This window comes from Campylobacter sp. 10_1_50 (assembly GCF_000238755.1).
Taxonomy (GTDB): Bacteria; Campylobacterota; Campylobacteria; order Campylobacterales; family Campylobacteraceae; genus Campylobacter_A; species Campylobacter_A concisus_R.
In genome coordinates this window covers 248,803-270,412 of the sequence record NZ_JH414888.1, presented here as the reverse complement: position 1 = coordinate 270,412, position 21,610 = coordinate 248,803, and the positions used below count along the sequence as shown (strand labels likewise).

The following is a 21,610-nucleotide window of genomic DNA, read 5'->3' as shown; positions in this document are numbered from 1 at the left end:
AGCTAAATACCTTTTTTGCCTAGTATTATCTCAAATGTTTTAAACATAGTTTTTATCTCCAGCCAAAGTGACCAGTGTTTTATATAGTAAAGATCATACATTAGCTTTTGTTTGGCGTCGTGAGTGTTTGCGCCGTAAGGGTAGTTTACCTGTGCCCAGCCAGTGATTCCTGGGCGGACGATGTGGCGTTCATTGTAGTAAGGGATCCTTTTTTCGTAGTCATGAACTAATATATCCCATTCTGTACGTGGTCCAATTAGGTGCATATCGCCGCGAAATACATTGATGCATTGAGGTATTTCATCCATTCTAGTCTTGCGCATAAATTCGCCAAATTTAAATACTCTTGTGTCGTTTTTTTGCGTGTATGGGTTGTGTTCTGAGTTTTCATGCATCGTTCTAAATTTATAGCACTTAAATATTTTAGCATCCAGCCCAACCCTATTTTGCAAGAAGTAAAGGCTACCAGGAGACTGCTCGTCTATCTTTTTCTTTACATAAAATTTAAGTACAAAAAGTATCACAAGAAGCAGTGAGCAGCTTACATAGTCGATCACGCGTTTTAAGGCGTATTCAAAGGCATTGTAAGGCTTGATATCGTTTAAAAAGTTTAAATTTTCGCCATTTTCTGGGATGTAGCACTTTTGCAAGTAAATTTCTAAAAAGCTCTCCACATTTAGAAATTTGATCTTTTTATACTTCGTCTTAAACTGCAAAAGCGTGAGAAATCTCACCAGTTTGCTATCAACGGGCTTTTGGGTATTTAGCACTATTAGCCTCTGATCGCCTGATTTTATGAGATTTTCTAGCGCACCTCGCAAAGCTTTAGCGTCGCTATTTTCAGGGGATAAAAAATTCACCTGGCCAAATTTCTTCCTAAGCTTCTCTAGCTCGAGTTTGGTGAAAGTATATTTTTCGCCAAGGATGATCATAGGTCTATCCCTTTATCTTTATTTTAAATTTGCATTATAAAATTCGTCTAATTATACCCAAACGTGCTAATTGCATTTTTAAAAAAAGAGTTAAGGTTAAAATATGTCTCATAAATTTCTTGCTGTGCTTGTTTTAGCGCTGATCTGCGCCATTTCTTTTGCGCTCTCAAACACACTTTTGGCTAAATTTCACACTAGCCCACTCATCATCTCTATCATTTTAGGCGCCATTTTTGCAAATCTTTTCACCAAACAAACTCAAATTTTAAAATCTAGTGGCGTCGTAGCGATCGCTGGGAAGCAAATTTTAAGGCTAGGCATCATACTTTTTGGCTTTAACATAAGCCTTAGCGAGATCGCAAGTGTCGGCACTCTAGGCGTGATATACGCAGCTTTTATGGTATTTGCGACCTTTTGCTTTGCGCTTTTTACCGCTAAGGCTTTGGGGCTTAGCAAGGATAGCGCCGTGCTTATTGGCTCAGGGGCAAGTATATGCGGCGCAGCTGCTGTTATGGCTACACAAAATGAGATAAAAGCAGACGCAAACAAGCTTGCTATCGCCATTTGCACAGTGGTGCTCTTTGGGACGATTGGTATGTTTATCTATCCATTTATCGCTAAATTTCTAGCTCTCACGCCGCACCAAACTGGCTTTTTTATCGGTGGCTCACTTCACGAAGTAGCCCATGTAGTGGCAGCCTCAGCGGCATTTGACGGCACAGTAAGTAGCACTGCCCTCATCATAAAAATGCTTCGTGTCATCATGCTAGTACCATTTTTGTTTTTGCTAAATTTCTTAAATTTAAGCCAAAATAGCGGTGGCTCAAAAATAAAGAGCATACCTTGGTTTGCGCTATTTTTCTTAGTGGCGATCTGCGTTAGATCTTTGCCATTTTTCCCTGAAAATTTGGTGCAAATTTTAAAGCTAGCAGCTAGCATCTGCCTTTGCGTCGCGATGTGTGCTTTGGGATTTGGGATAGATAGGAGTATATTTAAAGCAACGGGCAAAAAGCCATTTTTGTTAGCATTTTTTATATTTTTATGGCTTATTTGCTCATCGCTTGTTTTTGTTAAGACTCTTTGCTAGTTTTTAGCTTTTGCAAAAACTCTTCGATGTTGTATTTTGCCCTGTAAGCTGGGCTCAAAAGGTGTATCAAAATGTCGCCAAGGTCCATCACGATCCAATCAGGCGAGCTCTCTGTACCTATAAATTTTTCTCCAAGAGGTTTAAGCTCCTCTTTTAGATCCTCGCTCAGTGAGTAAGCGTGCCTCTCGCCAAGCGTGGTAGCGATAACTACGGCTTTTACGAAATAATCATCCCCACTCATATCAAACACTTGTATCTCTTCAGCCTTTTTTGCGTCTAAAACCTTAACTATACTTTCGGTGCGCTCTTGCATCGATCTCTCTTGCATTTTTAATCCTTGGTAAAAATTTATAACTTCATCTTTTATCTTGCTAGGTAGCTCATCAAGCCCCTTTTGGTGCCTGATCTGTGACGAGCTAACATCCACATGCACGTCCATTTTTTGTAAATTACGTGGAATTTCTATGTGATTGCGCTTAGCGATCACAAACTGCACTAAGCTTTTTAACTCCTCGTAGCCATGCCATTTATCAAGTGTGGCTAGGTGATCCGCACCTATTATGAGATAAAATTTCTCTATCTTGAATTTCTCATACAAATACTTGACCGTCTCGATCGTAGGCACCGGACGAGCTAAATTTATCTCATAGTCTGAGATCTCGACTTTCTCTAGGCCGCCCCAAATTTCTCTTATCCACTTTAGGCGAAGCTCTGGCGGAGCTGAAAATTCGCTCTTAAAGGGACTTATAAAAGTTGGCATGATGATGAGCTTGTCGATGTCAAGGCCGCTTAGTGCCATTTTCACAATGCTATCGTGTCCTAAATGAACCGGATCAAAGCTCCCGCCAAAAAGTGCTAACTTCATCTATTAAAGTGCCTTGTTTATATTTGTTTTAAAATTCTTTTTTGTAGAATTAGGCGTAATTATATCAAAAGGAGCTAAGATGTCAGTTAAAGTAGCAATAAACGGCTTTGGGCGTATCGGTAGGTGTGCCGCTCGTATTATTTTAGAGCGTGATGATGTTGAGCTTGTCGCTATTAACGACACCGCAACAAGGGATATGACGAGGTATTTGCTCAAATACGACAGCGTTCATGGCGAATTTAAGCAAGACGTTAAGGTGATAAGCGACGATTTTATAGAAGTAAATGGCAAAAAGATAAGAGTTTTTTCTACAAGAGATCTAAACGAGCTTAGCTACGCAGACTACGGCGTAGACGTGGTTTTAGAGTGCACTGGCAAGTTTTTAACCACTGAAAAATGTGAGCCATATCTTGCTCGCGGCGTCAAAAAAGTCGTCATGAGCGCTCCAGCAAAAGACGACACAGCGACATTTGTAGTTGGCGTAAATGACGATAAATACGCAGGTGAAGCGATCGTCTCAAACGCAAGCTGCACCACAAATGGCCTAGCTCCAGTGGCAAAGGTGCTAAATGATAAATTTGGCATCGTAAAAGGGCTAATGACTACTATCCATGCATATACAAATGGCCAAAGCCTAGTTGATGTAAAGGCTAAAGATTTTCGCCGCTCACGCGCTGCAGCGCTAAATATCGGACCTACGACCACCGGAGCTGCAAAAGCGATCGCTAAAGTGCTCCCAGAGCTAAGCGGTAAGCTGCATGGTCAAGCGGTCCGCGTGCCAGTGGCAAACGTCTCTATGGTCGATCTAACGGCGGTTTTAAAAAGACCAGCTAGCAAAGAGGAGATAAACGAGGCATTTAGAGCGGCTGCGGAGTCAAATTTAAAGGGAATTTTATTCGTCGATGACGACTACAGGGTTAGCAGCGACTTTTGCACGAGCACCTTTAGCAGCATCGTAGCGAGCGACACTACGCAGGTTATCGCTGATGATATGGTGAAGGTCTTTGCGTGGTACGACAACGAGTGGGGCTACTCAACAAGGCTTGTTGATCTTGCTAAGATCGTGGCTACAAAGTAAATTTAAAGGGTGAAAAATGAGTGATATTTTATCGATCAACGACCTTGAGCTTAATGGTGCAAAAGTCTTTATAAGGTGCGATTTTAACGTGCCTATGGACGAGTTTTTAAACATTACCGACGACCGCAGGATCCGCTCAGCGATACCAACTATCCGCTACTGCTTGGATAATGGCTGCAGCGTGGTTTTGGCCAGTCACTTAGGGCGTCCAAAAAACGGCTATGAAGAGAAATTTTCACTTCAAGGCGTGGCAAAGAGGCTATCAAGACTGCTTGATAGAGAGGTGATATTTGCTGAAGATGTGATCGGAAATGACGCTAAAACAAAGGCTGCGGCTCTAAAGCCAGGCGAAATTTTAATGATAGAAAATTTACGCTTTGAAAAGGGCGAAACCAAAAATGACGAGGCTTTAGCAAAAGAGCTTTCAGGTTTTGGCGAATTTTACATCAATGACGCATTTGGCGTTTGCCACAGGGCTCACGCATCTGTCGAAGCAATAACTAAATTTTATGATGAAAAGCACAAAGCGGCGGGATTTTTACTACAAAAAGAGATAAATTTCGCTCAAAATTTGATAAAACATCCATCTCGTCCATTTGTCGCAGTCGTGGGTGGCTCAAAGGTAAGCGGCAAACTTCAAGCCCTACATAACCTTCTGCCACGCGTCGATAAGCTCATAATTGGCGGCGGCATGGCATTTACATTTTTAAAATCACTTGGCGAAAACATCGGAAATTCGCTCCTTGAAGAAGAGCTCATCGAAGATGCAAGGCAAATTTTACAAAAAGGCAAAGAGCTAGGAGTGAAAATCTACCTGCCAGTAGATGTCGTCGCTGCTCAGACATTTTCAGCTGAAAGTGCCGTAAAATACGTCCCTGCACAAGAGATCCCAAATGGCTGGATGGGGCTTGACATCGGACCAGCGTCGATTAGGCTATTTAAAGAGGTCATCGCCGATGCGCAAACCATCTGGTGGAACGGACCTATGGGCGTTTTTGAGATGGATAAATTTAGCAAAGGTAGCATCAAAATGAGCCACGCTATCATCGACACTCACGCGACAACCGTCGTTGGCGGTGGCGATACGGCTGACGTGGTCGAGCGCGCAGGAGACGCTGATGAGATGACATTTATCTCAACTGGCGGCGGTGCTAGCTTGGAGCTCATTGAAGGCAAAGAGCTGCCTGGCATAAAGCCGCTTAGAAAAGAGGAGTAGGTCTTGAAATTTCTAGCGAATTTAAAGTGCAACCACACAAGAGCAAGCTTTAGAGAGTACGCGAAAATTTTAGACGAAAATTTAAGCGCAAACGACGATGTGAGCGTATTTGCTCCAGCTAGTGCCTTTGATGAAAAAAGGCATATTTTTAGGCTTGGGGCGCAGAATTTCTACCCATGCGAGAGCGGGGCATTTACCGGCGAGATCGGCAAGGCGATGCTTGATGAATTTGACATCAAAGATGTGCTGATCGGCCACTCTGAGAGGCGTGAAATTTTAAAAGAGAGTGAGGAGTTTTTGCGAGCAAAATTTGACTTTGCTGCAAAAAATGGCTGGAATGTCATCTACTGCATCGGCGAAAATTTAAGCACAAATGAAAGCGGAGCGACCAAAGAATTTCTAAGCCGTCAGCTTGAAAATATCGACCTTGGCTATAAAAATTTGATCATCGCCTATGAGCCGATCTGGGCGATAGGAACTGGCAAGAGCGCTAGCATAGAGCAGATAGATGAGGTGCTAAGTTTTTTAAAGACAAAGGCAAACGTGCCGCTACTTTACGGCGGAAGCGTCAATGCAGCAAATATCGCTGATATAGCAGGTATAAAAAGCTGCGATGGGGTTTTAGTAGGCACAGCCAGCTGGGATGCGAATAATTTTTTAAATTTGATACGCGTTATCTCGTGAGCGCTTTTTAATGAGTTCGAAATTTTAAGTCTGCGACAGGCTATTTGCCTAGTCTTGACCTAAAATTTCTACACAACATTAAAATTCATCTCACGATACTGCCGCTATTAAATTTGGTTTAAAATTTAAATATCGCTTAAAAGTCAAACAAAATAAAAGGAGAAATGATGATACTAAAAGGTAAAAAAGGTCTGATCGTAGGCGTTGCTAATGCTAAATCAATAGCTTATGGCATCGCAAAAGCTTGTCACGATCAAGGTGCGCAGATGGCATTTACATACCTTAATGACGCTCTTAAAAAGCGTGTAGAGCCGATCGCTGAGGAGTTTGGTAGCAAATTTGTCTACGAGCTTGATGTAAATAACCAAGCTCACCTAGATGGGCTTGCAAATCAAATCAAAAAAGACCTTGGCGAGATCGATTTTGTCGTGCATGCAGTGGCTTACGCACCAAAAGAAGCGCTTGAGGGCGAGTTTGTAAATACGACAAAAGAGGCATTTGACATAGCGATGGGTACTAGCGTTTATTCGCTGCTAAGCCTTACTCGCGCGGTTTTGCCAGTGCTAAAAGAGGGCGGCTCGGTGCTAACTCTTACATATCTTGGCGGACCAAAATTTGTACCACACTACAACGTCATGGGTGTTGCAAAAGCAGCACTTGAAAGCTCAGTTCGCTACCTAGCACACGACCTTGGCGCTAAAAATATCCGCGTAAATGCGATCAGCGCAGGGCCAATTAAAACGCTTGCTGCAAGCGGAATAGGCGACTTTAGGATGATCTTGCGCTACAACGAAGTAAATAGCCCGCTAAAACGCAACGTCACCACTGAAGATGTCGGCAACAGCGCTATGTACCTGCTTAGCGACCTAGCTAGCGGCGTAACAGGCGAAGTTCACTACGTAGACTGCGGCTACAACATCATGGGCATGGGCGACGTGGCTACCGATGCCGAGGGCAACACGATCTTAGCTTGGGACGCAAAATAACCTACCAATATAAATTTGGCGGGGCGACTCGCCAAATTCTTCTTTTAAATTTCACCAAATTTATCGCAAGGACAGAAAATGAGGGCTTTAGATGAGCTTATAGACACAAATGAGCCAGGCTGGGCGCTGATCGAAGAGTGGCTAAAAGAGGCTAAAAACGACTATGAAATTTTGCCTCGCGATGAGAGCAGGGCGCAAAAGGAGCTTTTGGGACTTCAGGTCACCACTCGCTCGCCGATGGGAGCGCTTGTTTATGGGTGCGGCGGCATAGTGATAGATGGTGGTTGGTTGCGTCTTCTTGGCTCAGGATGCGAGCAGATGAAGCGCGGAATTTACAGCTTCAACCTTGGCAAAAGCTTTATCGAAGTAGGGCAGATGCCTGGCTATTTGCTCGTGGCGGATGATGTTTTGGGCGGATTTTTTGCGGTAAATGGTGGCGCCTTTGGTGGCAAAGCTGGCAACGTCTTTTACTACGCACCAGATAGCGGCAAATGGGAAGATACACAGCTTGGCTACTCGCAGTTTTTATACTGGGCGCTAAGTGGGGATATATCTAAATTTTACGAGCTTTACCGCTGGGATGGCTGGCGCGATGATGTGAGAAATTTTAGCCTTGATAAGGTGATGTTTGCGCTACCACCACTTTTTTGGCAAGACGCTGACATAAAGCTAAGGCTAAAAGATATGAAAAAAGATGGCGTTAATATCGATGAGTATTTTGCTTCTTTGTTTAAGAGGGAGAAATAGGATTGATTTTGTAAATTTCTGCTTTTGCAAATTTTAAAATCTTACTCGCTTACCTTAGCAACTTACTAAATTTTGAAGCGTGATATGCTCTCTCATTAATTTTTAAAATTTGCCTGACACTCGCATGATGATAAAACGCATGCGGTGCAAAGCGCTTTCGCATGCCACTTCTAACGTCGTCGGGGTTAGGGGATTGTTAAGGGGGAAGGGAGCGACTTCGTAATTCAAGCCTCTTCCCCCTTAACAAAGAAATAAACATTAAATTTATAAAAATCTATTTTGCAAATTTTAAACTTTCATTCACTCGCAAGAATTGACTACTAAAATTTGGCTTCGCTTACAGCTTAGCTCAAATTTTAGAGCCGAAATTACTCGTTCATGAAATTTTAAAATTTACTTGACACTCATTTGATTTGACAAAACAAATTTGCAATTTTTAAAATTTACTAAACACTTTTGAGTAAATTCCTACAAATCCAAGAATTTAAACAAATATCCTAAAATAATCAAAAAATTTAAAGGAAATTTCATGCAAAGTAAGCTTTTTGCGCCGCTTAAGATAGGCGGCATCGAGATCAAAAACCGCATTATCATGGCTCCGATGTGCATGTATGAGGTCAAAAAAGAGGATGGCCGTCCAAGGTGCTTTCATAAGCTTCACTACGCTACAAGGGCGATCGGCGGTGTTGGCATGATCATTGTTGAGGCGACGGCTGTGGAGGCGCGCGGCAGGATCACTAAAAAAGACCTTGGGCTCTGGAGTGACGAGCAGATCGAGGCTCACGCGGAGCTGGTAAAAGGCTGCAGTAAATACGGCGCCAAAATGGCCATCCAGCTAGCTCACGCTGGCAGAAAGGGCACTTGTGAGGGTATCATCGCACCAAGTGCTATCAAATTTAGTGAAGACTACGCCACGCCAAAAGAGATGAGCGCAGAGGATATCGCAAGCGTCAAGCAAAGCTTTGTGGATGCGGCCATTAGAGCAAAGAGCGCAGGATACGAGGCTGTGGAGATACACGCGGCGCATGGATATTTGATAAATCAATTTTTATGCGTTGGCACAAATAAGCGAAGTGACGAATATGGCGGCACCTTTGAAAACCGCATAAGGCTGCTGCTTGAAATTTTAAGAAAGATCAAGGCTCGCGCTAATATCACTGTTGGCGTGAGGATAAGTGCAAGTAGCTGGCTTAAGGGCGACTGGGACGTAGAGGAGAGCGTAAAACTAGCGCGTGAGCTAGAGAAAAATGGAGCTGACTTTATCCACGTCTCAGCTGGCGGAGTCTATGCAAAAGTTGATAGCGCGCCTAAATTTACGCCTCTTTATCAGGCTGGCTACGCAAAAGCGGTGAAAAATGCAGTTGATATCCCAGTCTTTGCAGTCGGTCTCATCACAAAGGCAAGCGAGTGCGAGGCGCTGCTACTTGGCGATGTTTGCGACGGCGTGGCGCTTGGCAGGGAGCTACTACGCAACCCATATTTTGCTTTTGGCGCCATGAAAGAATTTGGCGAAAATGACAAAATAGAAAACGCCTACAAAAGGGCTTACTAAATTTTCTTGGCAAGGTGAGTGCCTTGCCAAATTTTACTTTTCTTAAATAAAATCACTAGAATTTACTCGCTATTTTTCTACACTAATAAATTCAATTTTCTATACTCTTAGCTATAAAATCGCATTTATTTTAAATTTTTACCTGAAATTTATATTTAAAATTATAATATTCAATTTCAAAATTAGACTATAAACTAAAATAGTAATTTTAATAATCAAACTAGGAGGAGAGATGAGATTTAAGGGCTTATTTAAGCTTTCTCTTGCAGCAAGCGTGGCAGTTTGTGCAAACGCAGCAGACGAGAGCGTGCTAAGCGGTGTTGAGGTGACAAGTAGCAGCGGTGGATACGGCGTTGATGACATCAAAATTTCAACTAGAAACGCTGGCCTAGCAAAAGACGTGATGAGGGACATCCCTGGCGTCTATGTGGGCGGCACAAACGGCATGAATCAAAAAATTTATATGAGAGGCGTAAGTGACCGCGGTCTAAACATCACGATAGATGGCGCGAAACAAAATGGAAACACGTTTCACCACAACGCCGACTTGCTGATCGACCCTGATCTCATAAAGGCAATAGACGTCGAGGTTGGCTCAAGGTCAGTCGTAAATGGCTCTGGCGCGCTTGGTGGCTCAGTCGCCTTTAAAACGGTCGATGCAAAAGACTTGCTAGAAAGCGGCGAGAAGATCGGTGCAAAGATAAAGACAGGATACGCCTCAAATAACAGCGAATTTTCTCAAGGTCTTATGCTCTTTACTGCTCCAATTGAAGGGCTTGACTTTATAGCAGCTATTAATCACAAAGGCTACGACTACGGCAAAAGCGGCAACAAAAGAAAGATAGGTGGCGACGGAAACGATCTTAGCTATCTTCTAAAGCTTGGCTATAGCTTCCTTGATGCGCATAGAATTTCTATCTCAAGAGAGCATAATGAATTTAAGGGTCTTTATCCTTTAAGAGCAGAATTTGGCAGCTGGTATAGCGGCTCAAATAGTGTCGATAACCGCAAGTATGAGCGCGACACAACAACGCTAAAATATGAGTATAAGCCTAGCGATCTTTTAAATTTAGATGTGACAGCTTATAACACAAGACACCAAAGGGTCGATGATTCAAAATGGGGCGTAGAGACGAACGGCATAAATGCAAAGGCTAAAAGTGTAGTAGAGAGCGGCGCTTTGACGCAGACTTTTAGATATGGCACTGAGTTTTACCAAAGTAAAAATTTCAACAAACCAGACAATCACTACCCATAAAAGGTAAATAACTACTCAATATACGCAGAAGATGCGCTAAATTTTAGCTCGCTAACCGTTACACCTGGCATCAGATACACTCATCACGAGCTAAAAAGCTACGACGGCAGAGCTGGAAATGTAAAGAGCTACACATATAAATTTAACGAATTTACCCCAGCGCTTGCGCTTGACTATGAGATATTTAAAGGGCTTAACGCATTTGCAAGCTATGCAAGAGTCTTTAGAGGGCCTGACGTTATGGAGTCGATGATGGCAGGTGGAAGCAGAAGCTGGGAAGCAAACAAAGATCTGAAACCTACAACTGGCAACAGCTACGAAACTGGTCTTAAATACCACGGCGATATAAATGAAGCTAGCTCATATAACCTCTCTGCAAAATACTTCATGACAAAATATAAAAATTTAATAGTCGATAATAACGCAGCAGGTGGTAGAACAAATCCGATAATGATTAGAAAAAACGCTGGTGGTGCTGATATAAGCGGCGTTGAGCTACTTGCAAGGCTAAATTTAGACGCACTAAGCCTAGCTGCTAGCTACACTCATCAAAATGTAAAATATAAAGATAGGGTCGCTAAGGCAAGCGGTGGCTACTATACCTCAAATATCATTGGTTACCGCGATCAGGGCGATAAATACACATTTAATGCAGAGTACGCATTTTCAAGGATCGATACGCTAATAGGCTACAACCTAATCTACTTTGCCTCAAAAAATACCGTCTCAGCCAGCAATGATAAGAGCGATAAGATACCAAGCTACGCAGTTAGCGACATCTACGCTACCTATGCACCAAGCAGTGGTAAATTTAAAGGGCTAGAGATAAATGCTGGAATTTACAACCTCTTTAACAAGGCATACGCTTCGCAGTCACAAAGAATGGCTGACTATACAGGTAATCAAAATTACATAGACTGGGAGCCAGGTAGAAATTTCAAAGTAAATGTCTCTTATAAATTTTAACTTCAAGGCAAGGTGAAAGCCTTGCCAAATTTCACTTTTACACAGCCTATTTGTCACACCTCGCTTTTTGCTGTTTGATTTAAATTTAATATAGTATCATTTGTGCGACTAAACTTTCAGGGGAGAAAATGAGGCAAAAGCACTTTGAAGTGGCAATTGTTGGAGCGGGCATTAGCGGGACGGCACTCTTTTACGAGTTGGCTGCATTTAGCGATATAAAAAAAGTCGCACTTTTAGAAAAATATGACGGCGTAGCTACGCTAAATTCAAGCGGCAAGGGCAACTCGCAGACCATCCACTGCGGAGATATCGAGACAAACTACACGCTAGAAAAGGCAAAAAAGGTCTCACAAGTGGCAAATATGCCAGTAAAATACGCCCTAAAATACAACTTAGAGGGCAAATATATGTTTGCTCATCAAAAGATGACGCTAGCCATCGGAGATGCCGAAGTAGAGCGCATCAAGGAGCGATATGAGAGCTTTAAAGAGTTATTTCCTTATCTTGAAATTTATGACAAAGAGAAGCTAAAGCAGATCGAGCCAAACGTCGTTTTTGACGCAAATGGCAATGAGCGCCCAGAAAATATCATCGCTATTGGCGCGCAAAATGGCCAGTACACTACGATGGACTTTGGTGGCGTGGCAAATTCGCTCGTGCAAAATGCGCTAAATTTAGGCGGAGATGGCTATGAGATCAGCCTAAGTTCAGAAGTGACTGATATGAAAAAGGTTGGCGATACATTTCACATCAAGATAAATGACGGCGAAGTGATCACAGCAAACTACGTTGTAGTCGATGCTGGAGCGCACTCGCTATTTCTAGCTCATAAGATGGGTTATGGGCTACATCTTAGCACGCTGCCAGTTGCTGGAAGCTTTTATTTCGCGAACAAGCGCCTACTAAACGGCAAAGTCTATATGGTGCAAAACGACAAGCTGCCATTTGCCGCACTTCACGGCGACCCAGATATCCTAGCTAATGGCAACACCCGCTTTGGGCCAACTGCCCTTGTCATACCAAAGCTTGAGAGATTTCACGGCTGTTCTAGTTTTTTTGACTTTTTAAAGTGCTTAAAATTTGACAAAAACGTCCTTGAAGTCTTTACAAATTTACTAAAAGATGGGGACATCAGGTCATATATACTAAGAAATTTCTTGTTTGAAGTGCCATTTATCAACAAAAAAGAATTTGTTAAAGACGCCAGAAAGATCGTGCCAAGCCTAAGCGAAAACGACCTAAGCTACGCTGTAAATTTTGGTGGCGTAAGGCCGCAGGTGATCGACCGCAATAAAAAAAGGCTCGAGCTTGGTGAGGGCAAGATCAGCACAGGCGAGGGCATAAGCTTTAACATGACGCCAAGCCCGGGAGCTACTAGCTGTTTTGAAACGGCGAGAGCTGATATGGAGGAAATTTGTAAATTTTTGGGCAAAAATTTCGACGAAGAGAAATTTAACGCCGAGTTTTTTGGGTAGAAATGACAACAAAAAGTGAAATTTTAAATTTTTTATCATCGCAAAAAGAGAGGTTGTTTTTGCTTGGAGTTACCAAGCTAGGCCTTTTTGGAAGCTATGCAAAGGGAAAAGAGGATGCATTTTCTGATATAGATATAGTGATAGAAACAGATGCTAAAAAGATGGTAAAAAGCCTTGGTAACCCTTTTTTGGTAGTTACATTTTTAGATGATTTTAGAAAAAGCGTGTCTGATAAATTTGGCGTTTTGGTTGATATATGTGACACCACGTCTATGTCGGCGCAAATTAAAGAAGAGCTAGTAAAAGGAGCCATTTATGTTTGAAAAAGCAAGTGTAGAGCGTCTTAAAAAAATATCTCAAAAAATAGGCTCTATCTTAAATAAATGTAGCGGTGGCATATACGAGGCACTTCATGACGAGGATGTTTTGCAACCAGCCATAATGATGCAGTTTGTTAATATCGATGCGCTTTTAAAAGGCATACAAGAGAGCAATGACCTTGAGGCTTTGGCTATTTTTACCAAAGAAGAGATAAGGGCGATCAGCACCACAAGAAATATCGCGTCACATGAATATGAAAGGCTAAATTTGGAGCTTATAGAGATAGCGATTAGGGATTATTTGCCTATTTTGAAAGAGAAAATAGACAAAACGATAAAAACAGAAGGAGGCTTGTCTTGAAAACAGCACAACAAAGAAAAGATGAGAACATAAAAATTTTAAAAAAAGAGGGTGTGGCGGTGCTTGAGAGCTTGCCACTTCGCTATGAAAATAGCGAGGTTATGCCAAGAGATATTGACGAGATAATAAAGCGCGCAGTTTGCTCATTTACAGCGATCATGTGTGCTTGCACTATCCGTGATGAGGGCTCTTTGGGCAAAGAAAATATGGCGTGGGCAAAGAGCTTTTTAGGTGAAGCTTACGACGGACTAAGCGTAAAAGAAAAAGAGGTCGTTGAGGACAGGGCCGATATGGACACGGCTGTGAATATGGGCTGGAAATATGAGTCGCTTTGGATCTTGCTTTGGGCGCTTGGTATAGCTGAAGATATCGGTCAGATGGATAAAATTTGCGACTGTGAGTTTGTGATGAATGTCTTTAGAGAGGGCGGGCTAAAAGGCCGCTCAAAGCTTCGCAGTATGGATGAAATTTTAAGCAAGCTCGATCTAGTTTATCGCTACCACTGGGCGTGCGTAAATGCAAGAGTAAATGGCACAAAGGCGGCTGGACTTGACGAAGAGGTCGTTATGGAGAGGCGAGCAGGGCTTGAGTGGCTATGCTGCAAAGGGCAAGAAAATGACGATTTGAGCGCTGAGTTTAACTGCTGGGACTATTCTGATTTAAACACTTGATGTAAGAAATTTTAAGCTCAAATGAGCTTAAAATTTATTTTAATGTAAATGCTATCGGAAAGCGAAGATAGCGAGCTTCTTTTGGCTTTGGAAACTCAGAGCTTGCTTTTTTGACATTTTCTAAAGCACCATTATCAAGCGACTCAAAGCCTGAACTCTTAGTAACCTTTAGCTCATCTATACTGCCGTCTGTTTTAAGCAAAAATCTAACTTCAACAACGCCTTGATGCTTCATCCTTCTAGCGTTGTTTGGGTAGCTTTTATGCTTTTTCACAGCTGCTATGACCTTGCTAAAGTCCTCGTCGCTTTGCGCATTTGCTAAATTTAGCTCTTGGGCTACTTTTTGAGCTGGAGCTGCGGCGATAGACTTGTTGTTTGCTGGTAAATTTGTATTTACAACAGGTGCTGGCGTCGCGGTAGGAGATGGCGCAGTGATAGCAGGCTTTGGTTCCACCTTTGGCTCAGGTTTAGGCTCAGGCTTTGGTTCCACCTTTGGCTCAGGTTTAGGCTCAGGTTTTGGAGGCTCTGGTGGCGGCGGAGGAGCTGGGGGTGTTGGCTCTGGTATCATCACTTGTTCGCTTATCTGCGGAGCCGAAGTTTGCGGCACCGGAGTAAAAGAATTTAGAGCTATTTTTATAGGTTTTGCTCGCCTATCTTTATCTCACTAAAATTATGTGAAAGCAAGAAATAAGCCGCCGCTACATGCACTATTGCTGAAACCGCTAGGTCACTATAGTTTGAAATTTTACTCAGAGATTGTTTGGATTGCAAAGTTTTCGTGACCTTTTTCTTTTAAGATATCAATTACTTTGACAAAGCTGTCAAATTTAGCGTTTTTATCGCTTTTTAGCTCGATTAAGGTTTTTATATCCACAGCATTTAGCTTATCTTTTAGTTCATCTTCTGAAATTTCTGCATCATCTATGAAAAATTTATTATCTTTATCGATAACGACGCTCACTTTTTTCTCATCCTCTTTATCCTGCTGTGCGCTTTTGGCACTTGGTAGATCGACTGCGATCTTGCCCTGGGCGATAAAGGTCGAGATGCTTAGCACGATAGCTAGCAAAACGAGCATGATATCGATAAATGGGACGATATTTAGCCCATCTTTTTTACTTAGACGCATTTTCGGCCTTGTATCTGTTTATCATGACATCGACTTTTCTAACAAAGCCATTGTAGATCATGAGCGTAGGTATCGCCACAAGTAGTCCAAATGCGGTTGCTTTAAGCGCCAAAGATAGACCGATCATGATACTTTTTGTATCGATGCCACCTGCCATACCCATGTCATAAAATGTGATCATGATACCAGCAACTGTGCCAAGAAGTCCGATGTATGTGGCATTTGAGTAGATGATGTAAAGTGCGGTTAAATTTTTGTCAGTGCCTCATCAAGCTCTTCGATGTTTTTGTAGCCATTTATATCGACGCGTGAGTAAAAAATGATACGCTCGATCGTATACCAAAGCACAAAAAAGCTCATAACGCCCAAAATACCGATGATAATATAGTCAATGTTGTGTTTTAAAAGTTCCATAATGCCTCTTATTTTTAAAATTTGAGCGTGATTATAACTATATTGATAGTTAATATCAAATATATTGTAAAAATGTAACCTAAAAATATTTTATAAGAAAAGAAGTTTAAAGAGAACAGATCTAAAGATTAGCGCAAATCTGCGTTATTAATTATATTAATACAATAGATAAGCGCTAAATTTTATAACTTGATAATTGTTTTTAATGTAAATATATGGCTAAATTTCTAGCTCTTTTACCACACGTGCATTTAGTGCCATTTGCATGTGGTGTAAAAATACATTTTGATAAAAATCCCCACTATGCCCTGGTGCGTCGTAGGTTTGCACCAAATTTGCTGGCACGATGATCTCTCTTTTTAAATTTTGCTCATTTGCACTAAGTCTTAGGTGAGAGACAAGCTGATAGATGCACATATCGGTGCAGTCGCCCATGATGACAAAGCTATCAAATTTACTTATAAATTTATTAAACTCCTGCGAGTAAGCGATGCTAAGTGAGTTTTTATAAAAAGTCTTCATCTCATCAAAAAAGTCTAAATTTCGTAGCTCATCAACTGCCTCCGCCTCATCTTGCCCTTTTAAAGCATGAGCTGGAAAGCTCGCAAACTCAGCTGAATTTGGCTCGTGAGCATCTTGGATGAGGATGTAGTTTTTAAGGTCAAATTTCTCTCTTGCCAGCCTAAAAGTATCTGCTATATGGCTTGCTAGCTCACCCACACGCTTACTAGCCAGCGCGCCTTCACAACAAAAGCCATTTATCATATCAACGCTTATAAATGCTACTTTTTCGCTGCCATTTTTAAAAATTTCGCTAAATTTAAGTGCTTTTAGGCCATTTTGCCACGCATTTAACTCATCTAAAATTTCACTCATCACTTCTCCTTTATAGGTAAATTTATACAAAATGTCTTTGGCTCAAGGGTTATCTCTATACTGCCCTTGTGCGCCTCGATGATCTGCAAGCAAAGGTGCAGTCCCAGGCCATTGCCCTTTAGTTTGCTCGTCTTAAACGGCTCAAAGACGATATTTTCATTTTTTATAGAAACTCCGCTGTCATAGACTATAAATTTATGTTCATTTGGCGTCTTTTCGTAGCTTAGTCTCACCACGCCTTCGTCGTTTTCGTCCTCTTCGATAGCATCGATCGCGTTAAATAAAATGTTTTGAAAGACCATCGCGATGAGGTCAAAGTCGCCACAATAAAAGGTGTCAGGGAAATTTAGCTCAAAAGTTATATCTTTTGAATATTCATAAAATTTAAGTGCCTCTTCGCACTCGCTTTTGATATCTAAAAAGTTAAATTCCTTTGGCGTGATGCTAAGCCCTTTTGTAAAAAGAAGTGTGGCTTTGATGATGCGCTCAACCCGCCAGATCCCCTTTTGTATCTGCTCAACGATAGGCAAAATTTTTGGCTCAGCCCTTTTTAAAAGTGTGGAGTTTAGAAGCGAGATAGAGCCTATGGGGTTTCTTATCTCGTGAGCTAGGTGCGCTGCTACTTGACCCATCGAGGCTAGGCGCTCGGTGCGTTTTTCTTGCGTTATGTCGGTAGCAGAGATGATCTTTTTATCATCTTTGACCACCTTTTTTACTAGATAAATTTGTGAGCCAAAATTTAGCTCACCCTCATCTTTAGGGATAAAATTTAGCGCTTTGCCAAGCTTTTGTGCCTCTGAGTTTTGCAAGAAAATTTCATCATTTTGATCAAGCACCCAAATGGCATTTGGCAAAATTTCCACGATATCTTTTATAAAACCTTGCAGGCCCATATAAGAAGCGGTCAAATTTTTATACTCACGCTCTATCAGATAGGTCTGCTCTATCAGGCTTTTTAGGCCATTTTGTATATCGATATCACTCACAGCAACTCCTCATAATCTTTTATCTCATAAAGCCTAAGCCGCTCATCTTTTAAGCCCAAAAGCTCGTTGCTAAAGCCACTTTTTGAAAAAAGCGCCACGATATCAGGCTTTATGCCTAGTCTTTCGCACTTGTGAAGGACTAAATTTAAGACATTTTTGCAAATTTTTCGCTCTTTATATTTTGCTTCGCCGACTATTATCTTGCCATTTATGCTAAAAAGCATGTCTAGCTCTATATTTTTGCTCCAAAATGAACTTAACAAAATGCCATCAAGCTCAAGCTTTTTAGCCATTAGCTCGCCGCTTAAAAGCTCAAAGCCAAGGCTCGCGTATTCATCAAATTCTCTTCTTATAAGCTCTAAAATTTCTTCACTCCTGCCCTCTTTTAAAAGGCTTAAATTTGGCTCGATAAATCTAAACCAAAACCTTGAAAAATGGCTATTAAAATGAATTTTATCCTCTATCTTATAAGCTCGCTCACTCTTTTTTAAAATTTGACGTTTGTTTTTTACTCGTGGCTTTTCTTGGCTCTTTTCAAGTACTAAAAAATCCTTACTAAAAAGCTTCGCATAGACCCTATTTGTCATGCTTTGGGGCAAAATTTTATTTACGCTAAATTTCTTTCTGTCGCTTCTAGCAAGCTTAATGAGAGCCATTTTAATGGCCTCGTCGCTATCCTCGTCAAAGTAAAACCTAGCCATTAAATTTTTATAATCATCTAAAATTTCAGCCCTGATCGCCTCAAAAACATCGTAGTATGAGCCCTTTAATAAAAAGTCATCAAAAACAAGATGAAATTTTATAACTTCAGCAATACCAAGGTGCTTCATCCGCTCAAATGTCGATTTTATGGCTAAAATTTCGTATCCTTTGTGTGGCGGATTGTAGCATATTTTTAGAAAATTTTAATTATAATCACGCAAAAACTAAAAGGCTAAAGTTGGTAAATTTAGAGCACATTAGAAGAGATATTATTTTAAAAAAAGGGATACATTACTTCGACTACACCGCCTCTGGGCTTGCGTATAAGCCTATCGAGGACGAGGTCGCTGATATCTTAAAAACCTACGCCAACACCCACTCGCTAACATCCTCAAATGCCTATAAAACGCAGCTTTTGTATGATAGCGCCAGAAGCGAGTTAAAGCGATTTTTAGGGCTTGATGATAGCTTTTATCTCATAGCCACAGGATACGGCGCCACTGGTGCGATCAAGAAATTTCAAGAGCTTTTGGGGCTTTACGTGCCTCCAGCTGCTAAAAGAAGGTTTGATCTAAAGCCAAACAACGACTCGCCCCTAGTCATACTTGGCCCTTATGAGCACCACTCAAATGAGATCAGCTTTAAAGAGGCGCTTTGTGAGGTCGAGCGCATAAGGCTTGCAAAAGACGGCAGCATCGACCTATCTCACTTGGAGCAAATTTTAAAGATAAACGCAGGGCGCGAGATCATCGCTAGCTTTAGCGCAGCCTCAAACGTCACAGGCGTCATAAGCGACTACAAGCAAATTTACACGCTTGTTAAGAAATTTGGTGGCATCGTGGCATTTGACGTGGCGAGCCTTAGCGCCTATGCAAATTTAGACTGCGACTACTTTGACGCGCTCTTTATCTCGCCGCATAAGCTTCTTGGCGGAGTTGGTAGCTGTGGGCTACTGGCAATCAAAAAAGTGCTAGCAAATGACGATGTACCAAGCTTTGCAGGTGGTGGCACGGTAAGCTATGTGAGCAAAAACTACCATATATTTTTAAAGGATCAAGAGGCACTTGAAGAGGCTGGTACACCGCCTATTTTGGGGCTTATAAGGGCAAATTTAGCTTATAAACTAAGAGAAGAGATAGGGCTTGCGACTATCTACGAAAACGAGAGCGAGCTTAGCGAATACTTTTGCCAAAGGCTAAGGGAGATCCCAGAGCTAGTTAGCTACTGCCCGGCAAATTTAAAGCGCCTTGCGATATTTTCATTTAATGTAAAAAACGTAGCTCCATACGAGCTTTCAAAAATTTTAAGCAAAGAGTATGGCATACAAACGCGTGCTGGCTGCTCATGCGCAGGCTCATACGGACACGACCTTTTGGGGCTAAAAGAGGACCCAAATTTCACCCACAAGCCAGGCTGGGTGAGGGTTAGCCTGCACTATACGCATACCTTTGAGGATATTGATTATTTGGTGAGTGCGATCAAGAAAAGTATCGAGAAATACGCACTTTCATGGCAGGTCAAAGACCCTTTTGACGTAAAAGAGATAAGTGGGTGTGTGGGTGAGTAAAAAAAATGTTTTGATAGTTGCTGGAAGCGACAGCATCGGCGGTGCAGGAGTGCAGGCGGATATAAAAAGTTGCGAGGCATTTGGTTGCTTTAGCGCAAGCGTCATCACAGCTGTGACCGCGCAAAATACAAATGGCGTTAGCAGCGTGCTTGCGATGCCAGCAAGTATGGTGAAAGCTCAGTTTGAGATGGTGCTAGCTGAGCTTGATATAGACGCTGTGAAGGTTGGTATGCTCTTTAACGAGGAGATAATAGCCGTTGTAAGCGCGTTTTTAAAGGAGTTAAGAGCTAAAAATGTGCCAGTCGTGATAGATCCAGTTTGTGTGGCAAAGTCAGGGTCAAAACTGCTAGAAGATGGGGCGATCGAAGCACTAAAAGAGCTTTTAAATCTCGCAAGTGTCGCCACACCAAATGTAGATGAGGCTAGGATTTTGGGTATTAATTTTACAAATTTGCCTTGCGATATGGTGCTAAAGCGAACGAAGGTTGATGAAATTTGCGAGGATACGCTCTATCTAAAAAATGGTGGCGTGATGAAATTTAGCGGGGAGCTTTTTGAGCCAAAGGTGATGCACGGGGCTGGTTGTAGCTTCTCAAGCTCGCTAGCGGCCATTTTAGCGCAGCAAAGTGATCTAGTAAGCGCCATAAAAATGGCTAAAAAATTTGTGGCAAATGGGATAAAAAATGCTCATAAAAGTAAATTTGGCGCAAGACTTATAGACCATAAAGCAGGGCCTAATGGCTGAAATTTACGCTATTAGCGATGATATTTTAATGCCTGAAAATTTGGCTTTGGACTACACTAGAGAAATTTTGGAGTGCGGGGTTAAATTTTTTCAGTTTAGGTCAAAAAAAGCGGTCAAAAATGAGAAGCTTGCGAGTGAAATTTTAAATTTATGCGAGAAATTTGGCGCGAAATTTATCGTAAATGACGATGTCAAATTTGCTAAAAAGATAGGCACTAAGGCCGTTCATCTAGGCAAAGACGATGAAAATATAAAAGAGGCGTTTGAGATTTTAGGCAAGGACGCATACGTGGGCGTTAGCTGCTATAACGATATAAATTTAGCCATAAATGCCGCTAAAAACTGGGCCAGCTACGTTGCTTTTGGCTCTATTTTTACAAGCCCCACAAAGCCAAATGCCCCAAAATGTGGGCTTGAAGTAGTTAAAGAGGCAAAGCAAATTTTAAACCTACCTATTTGCGCGATAGGTGGCATAAATGAGGCAAATATCGGCTCGCTCTCTCATGCCAAACCTGATCTCATCGCCGTCATCTCAGCAATATATAAAAATGGCAACATCAAAGAAAATATCAAAAATTTACAAAAGATAATCAAAAATTTTTAAATTTATAAGAAATATTTATTTAGAAACATTTTTTAGATTTTGAGTTTTAAAAGACGAGATAAATTTTAAAGAGTAAATTTGAGGGAAAACGAGGCAGTTGCCTGCCCCGCTAGTTAGCATTAAGCCGACTTTTCTTTGAGATATTTGTTTATGAGAGTTGTGATCTCTTCGCCGTGTGGGAACCTTGACTCATCGTTTCCGATGCGATCCTTTTTAGAAAAGATAACGTTTCCATCAACCTCGACGATGAAATTTCCACCATCTCCTACAACCAACTCGACTCTTGCATCACTAAAGTTCGCTTTTATTTCATCTTCTACACGAGAAGCTACCGGACGATAGTTTCAAGAGTTGCAGTAAATAATTTTTACTTGCATGCTCTGTCCTTT

At 41.6% G+C, this 21,610-nt stretch carries 23 protein-coding genes and 2 pseudogenes; 16 read left to right on the top strand and 9 right to left on the bottom strand.

Annotated elements, in window-relative coordinates; translation table 11 throughout:
- Positions 1 to 2: 2 nt before the first annotated feature.
- Complete coding sequence (locus tag HMPREF1019_RS05640; protein ID WP_009294744.1) at positions 3 to 932, bottom strand: sugar transferase; 930 nt, start codon at positions 930 to 932, stop codon at positions 3 to 5.
- 103 nt (positions 933 to 1,035) lie between these two features.
- Between HMPREF1019_RS05640 and HMPREF1019_RS05635 the strand changes: the two genes are divergently transcribed.
- A complete protein-coding gene (locus HMPREF1019_RS05635) occupies positions 1,036 to 2,019 on the top strand; it encodes a YeiH family protein (RefSeq protein ID WP_009294743.1) in 984 nt (327 codons plus the stop codon).
- Here the strand turns inward: HMPREF1019_RS05635 and nadD are convergent.
- Positions 2,003 to 2,884 (bottom strand): nicotinate (nicotinamide) nucleotide adenylyltransferase, encoded by an 882-nt coding sequence (gene nadD, locus HMPREF1019_RS05630; protein WP_009294742.1) that lies wholly within the window; start codon positions 2,882 to 2,884, stop codon positions 2,003 to 2,005. The genes HMPREF1019_RS05635 and nadD overlap by 17 nt on opposite strands.
- A gap of 79 nt (positions 2,885 to 2,963) precedes the next feature.
- On the opposite strand from nadD, the gene gap reads away from it, so the two are divergent.
- The 12 genes and pseudogenes from gap to HMPREF1019_RS05575 all read left to right on the top strand — a co-directional run bounded on the left by gap (position 2,964) and on the right by HMPREF1019_RS05575 (position 14,198).
- Positions 2,964 to 3,962, top strand: coding sequence for a type I glyceraldehyde-3-phosphate dehydrogenase (gene gap / locus HMPREF1019_RS05625; RefSeq protein WP_009294741.1), 999 nt, complete (start codon positions 2,964 to 2,966; stop codon positions 3,960 to 3,962).
- Between the two features lie 16 nt (positions 3,963 to 3,978).
- Positions 3,979 to 5,178, top strand: a complete 1,200-nt coding sequence (locus HMPREF1019_RS05620; protein ID WP_002941208.1) for a phosphoglycerate kinase — start codon at positions 3,979 to 3,981, stop codon at positions 5,176 to 5,178.
- 3 nt (positions 5,179 to 5,181) lie between these two features.
- Positions 5,182 to 5,862 carry a triose-phosphate isomerase gene (locus HMPREF1019_RS05615; RefSeq protein ID WP_009294740.1) on the top strand — a complete coding sequence of 227 codons (681 nt, stop codon included), beginning with the start codon at positions 5,182 to 5,184 and terminating at the stop codon, positions 5,860 to 5,862.
- 167 nt (positions 5,863 to 6,029) lie between these two features.
- Entirely contained in the window at positions 6,030 to 6,848 is an 819-nt protein-coding gene (gene fabI / locus HMPREF1019_RS05610) for an enoyl-ACP reductase FabI (protein ID WP_009294739.1), read from the top strand.
- Between the two features lie 78 nt (positions 6,849 to 6,926).
- On the top strand, positions 6,927 to 7,595 hold the full coding sequence (locus HMPREF1019_RS05605) for a DUF2625 family protein (RefSeq protein ID WP_009294738.1): 669 nt from the start codon (positions 6,927 to 6,929) through the stop codon (positions 7,593 to 7,595).
- 529 nt (positions 7,596 to 8,124) lie between these two features.
- Complete coding sequence (locus tag HMPREF1019_RS05600) at positions 8,125 to 9,147, top strand: NADH:flavin oxidoreductase/NADH oxidase (RefSeq protein WP_009294737.1); 1,023 nt, start codon at positions 8,125 to 8,127, stop codon at positions 9,145 to 9,147.
- Positions 9,148 to 9,379: 232 nt separating this feature from the next.
- On the top strand, positions 9,380 to 10,405 hold the full coding sequence (locus HMPREF1019_RS10340) for a TonB-dependent receptor plug domain-containing protein (protein WP_009294736.1): 1,026 nt from the start codon (positions 9,380 to 9,382) through the stop codon (positions 10,403 to 10,405).
- 15 nt (positions 10,406 to 10,420) lie between these two features.
- Positions 10,421 to 11,371: pseudogene (locus HMPREF1019_RS10335) on the top strand (TonB-dependent receptor domain-containing protein); the annotation flags it as partial.
- A gap of 128 nt (positions 11,372 to 11,499) precedes the next feature.
- A complete protein-coding gene (locus HMPREF1019_RS05590; protein WP_009294734.1) occupies positions 11,500 to 12,846 on the top strand; it encodes an FAD-dependent oxidoreductase in 1,347 nt (448 codons plus the stop codon).
- 2 nt (positions 12,847 to 12,848) lie between these two features.
- Positions 12,849 to 13,169, top strand: coding sequence for a nucleotidyltransferase family protein (locus HMPREF1019_RS05585; RefSeq protein WP_034901430.1), 321 nt, complete (start codon positions 12,849 to 12,851; stop codon positions 13,167 to 13,169).
- The gene (locus tag HMPREF1019_RS05580; protein ID WP_009294732.1) at positions 13,162 to 13,527 is read left to right on the top strand and encodes a HepT-like ribonuclease domain-containing protein; all 366 of its coding nucleotides are present in this window, start codon (positions 13,162 to 13,164) and stop codon (positions 13,525 to 13,527) included. The genes HMPREF1019_RS05585 and HMPREF1019_RS05580 overlap by 8 nt, the downstream gene beginning before the upstream one ends.
- Positions 13,524 to 14,198: a DUF4272 domain-containing protein gene (locus HMPREF1019_RS05575; protein ID WP_009294731.1), complete on the top strand. Its 675-nt coding sequence runs from the start codon at positions 13,524 to 13,526 to the stop codon at positions 14,196 to 14,198. Before HMPREF1019_RS05580 ends, HMPREF1019_RS05575 begins: the two co-directional genes overlap by 4 nt.
- 34 nt (positions 14,199 to 14,232) lie before the next feature.
- Here HMPREF1019_RS05575 and HMPREF1019_RS05570 read toward each other — a convergent pair whose 3' ends face one another.
- The 6 genes and pseudogenes from HMPREF1019_RS05570 to HMPREF1019_RS05545 all read right to left on the bottom strand — a co-directional run bounded on the left by HMPREF1019_RS05570 (position 14,233) and on the right by HMPREF1019_RS05545 (position 18,433).
- Entirely contained in the window at positions 14,233 to 14,766 is a 534-nt protein-coding gene (locus tag HMPREF1019_RS05570) for an energy transducer TonB (RefSeq protein ID WP_232210183.1), read from the bottom strand.
- A 177-nt stretch (positions 14,767 to 14,943) separates the two neighbouring features.
- A complete protein-coding gene (exbD, locus tag HMPREF1019_RS05565; protein WP_009294729.1) occupies positions 14,944 to 15,327 on the bottom strand; it encodes a TonB system transport protein ExbD in 384 nt (127 codons plus the stop codon).
- Positions 15,314 to 15,741 (bottom strand): annotated as a pseudogene (gene exbB, locus HMPREF1019_RS05560) (TonB-system energizer ExbB). The gene exbD and the pseudogene exbB overlap by 14 nt, the downstream one beginning before the upstream one ends.
- Positions 15,742 to 15,960: 219 nt before the next feature.
- A complete protein-coding gene (locus HMPREF1019_RS05555) occupies positions 15,961 to 16,617 on the bottom strand; it encodes a cysteine hydrolase family protein (protein ID WP_009294726.1) in 657 nt (218 codons plus the stop codon).
- Positions 16,617 to 17,603 carry a sensor histidine kinase gene (locus HMPREF1019_RS05550; protein ID WP_009294725.1) on the bottom strand — a complete coding sequence of 329 codons (987 nt, stop codon included), beginning with the start codon at positions 17,601 to 17,603 and terminating at the stop codon, positions 16,617 to 16,619. Before HMPREF1019_RS05550 ends, HMPREF1019_RS05555 begins: the two co-directional genes overlap by 1 nt.
- The gene (locus HMPREF1019_RS05545; protein ID WP_009294724.1) at positions 17,600 to 18,433 is read right to left on the bottom strand and encodes a DUF234 domain-containing protein; all 834 of its coding nucleotides are present in this window, start codon (positions 18,431 to 18,433) and stop codon (positions 17,600 to 17,602) included. Before HMPREF1019_RS05545 ends, HMPREF1019_RS05550 begins: the two co-directional genes overlap by 4 nt.
- 110 nt (positions 18,434 to 18,543) lie before the next feature.
- Between HMPREF1019_RS05545 and HMPREF1019_RS05540 the strand changes: the two genes are divergently transcribed.
- The 3 genes from HMPREF1019_RS05540 to thiE are packed head-to-tail and all read left to right on the top strand — an operon-like array spanning position 18,544 to position 21,221.
- Entirely contained in the window at positions 18,544 to 19,872 is a 1,329-nt protein-coding gene (locus HMPREF1019_RS05540) for an aminotransferase class V-fold PLP-dependent enzyme (RefSeq protein WP_034901605.1), read from the top strand.
- Complete coding sequence (gene thiD / locus HMPREF1019_RS05535) at positions 19,865 to 20,617, top strand: hydroxymethylpyrimidine/phosphomethylpyrimidine kinase (protein WP_034901602.1); 753 nt, start codon at positions 19,865 to 19,867, stop codon at positions 20,615 to 20,617. Before HMPREF1019_RS05540 ends, thiD begins: the two co-directional genes overlap by 8 nt.
- Positions 20,610 to 21,221: a thiamine phosphate synthase gene (gene thiE / locus HMPREF1019_RS05530; protein WP_009294721.1), complete on the top strand. Its 612-nt coding sequence runs from the start codon at positions 20,610 to 20,612 to the stop codon at positions 21,219 to 21,221. Before thiD ends, thiE begins: the two co-directional genes overlap by 8 nt.
- Before the next feature lie 119 nt (positions 21,222 to 21,340).
- Here thiE and HMPREF1019_RS09835 read toward each other — a convergent pair whose 3' ends face one another.
- Positions 21,341 to 21,598, bottom strand: coding sequence for a SelT/SelW/SelH family (seleno)protein (locus HMPREF1019_RS09835; protein WP_257639680.1), 258 nt, complete (start codon positions 21,596 to 21,598; stop codon positions 21,341 to 21,343).
- Positions 21,599 to 21,610 lie beyond the last annotated feature (12 nt).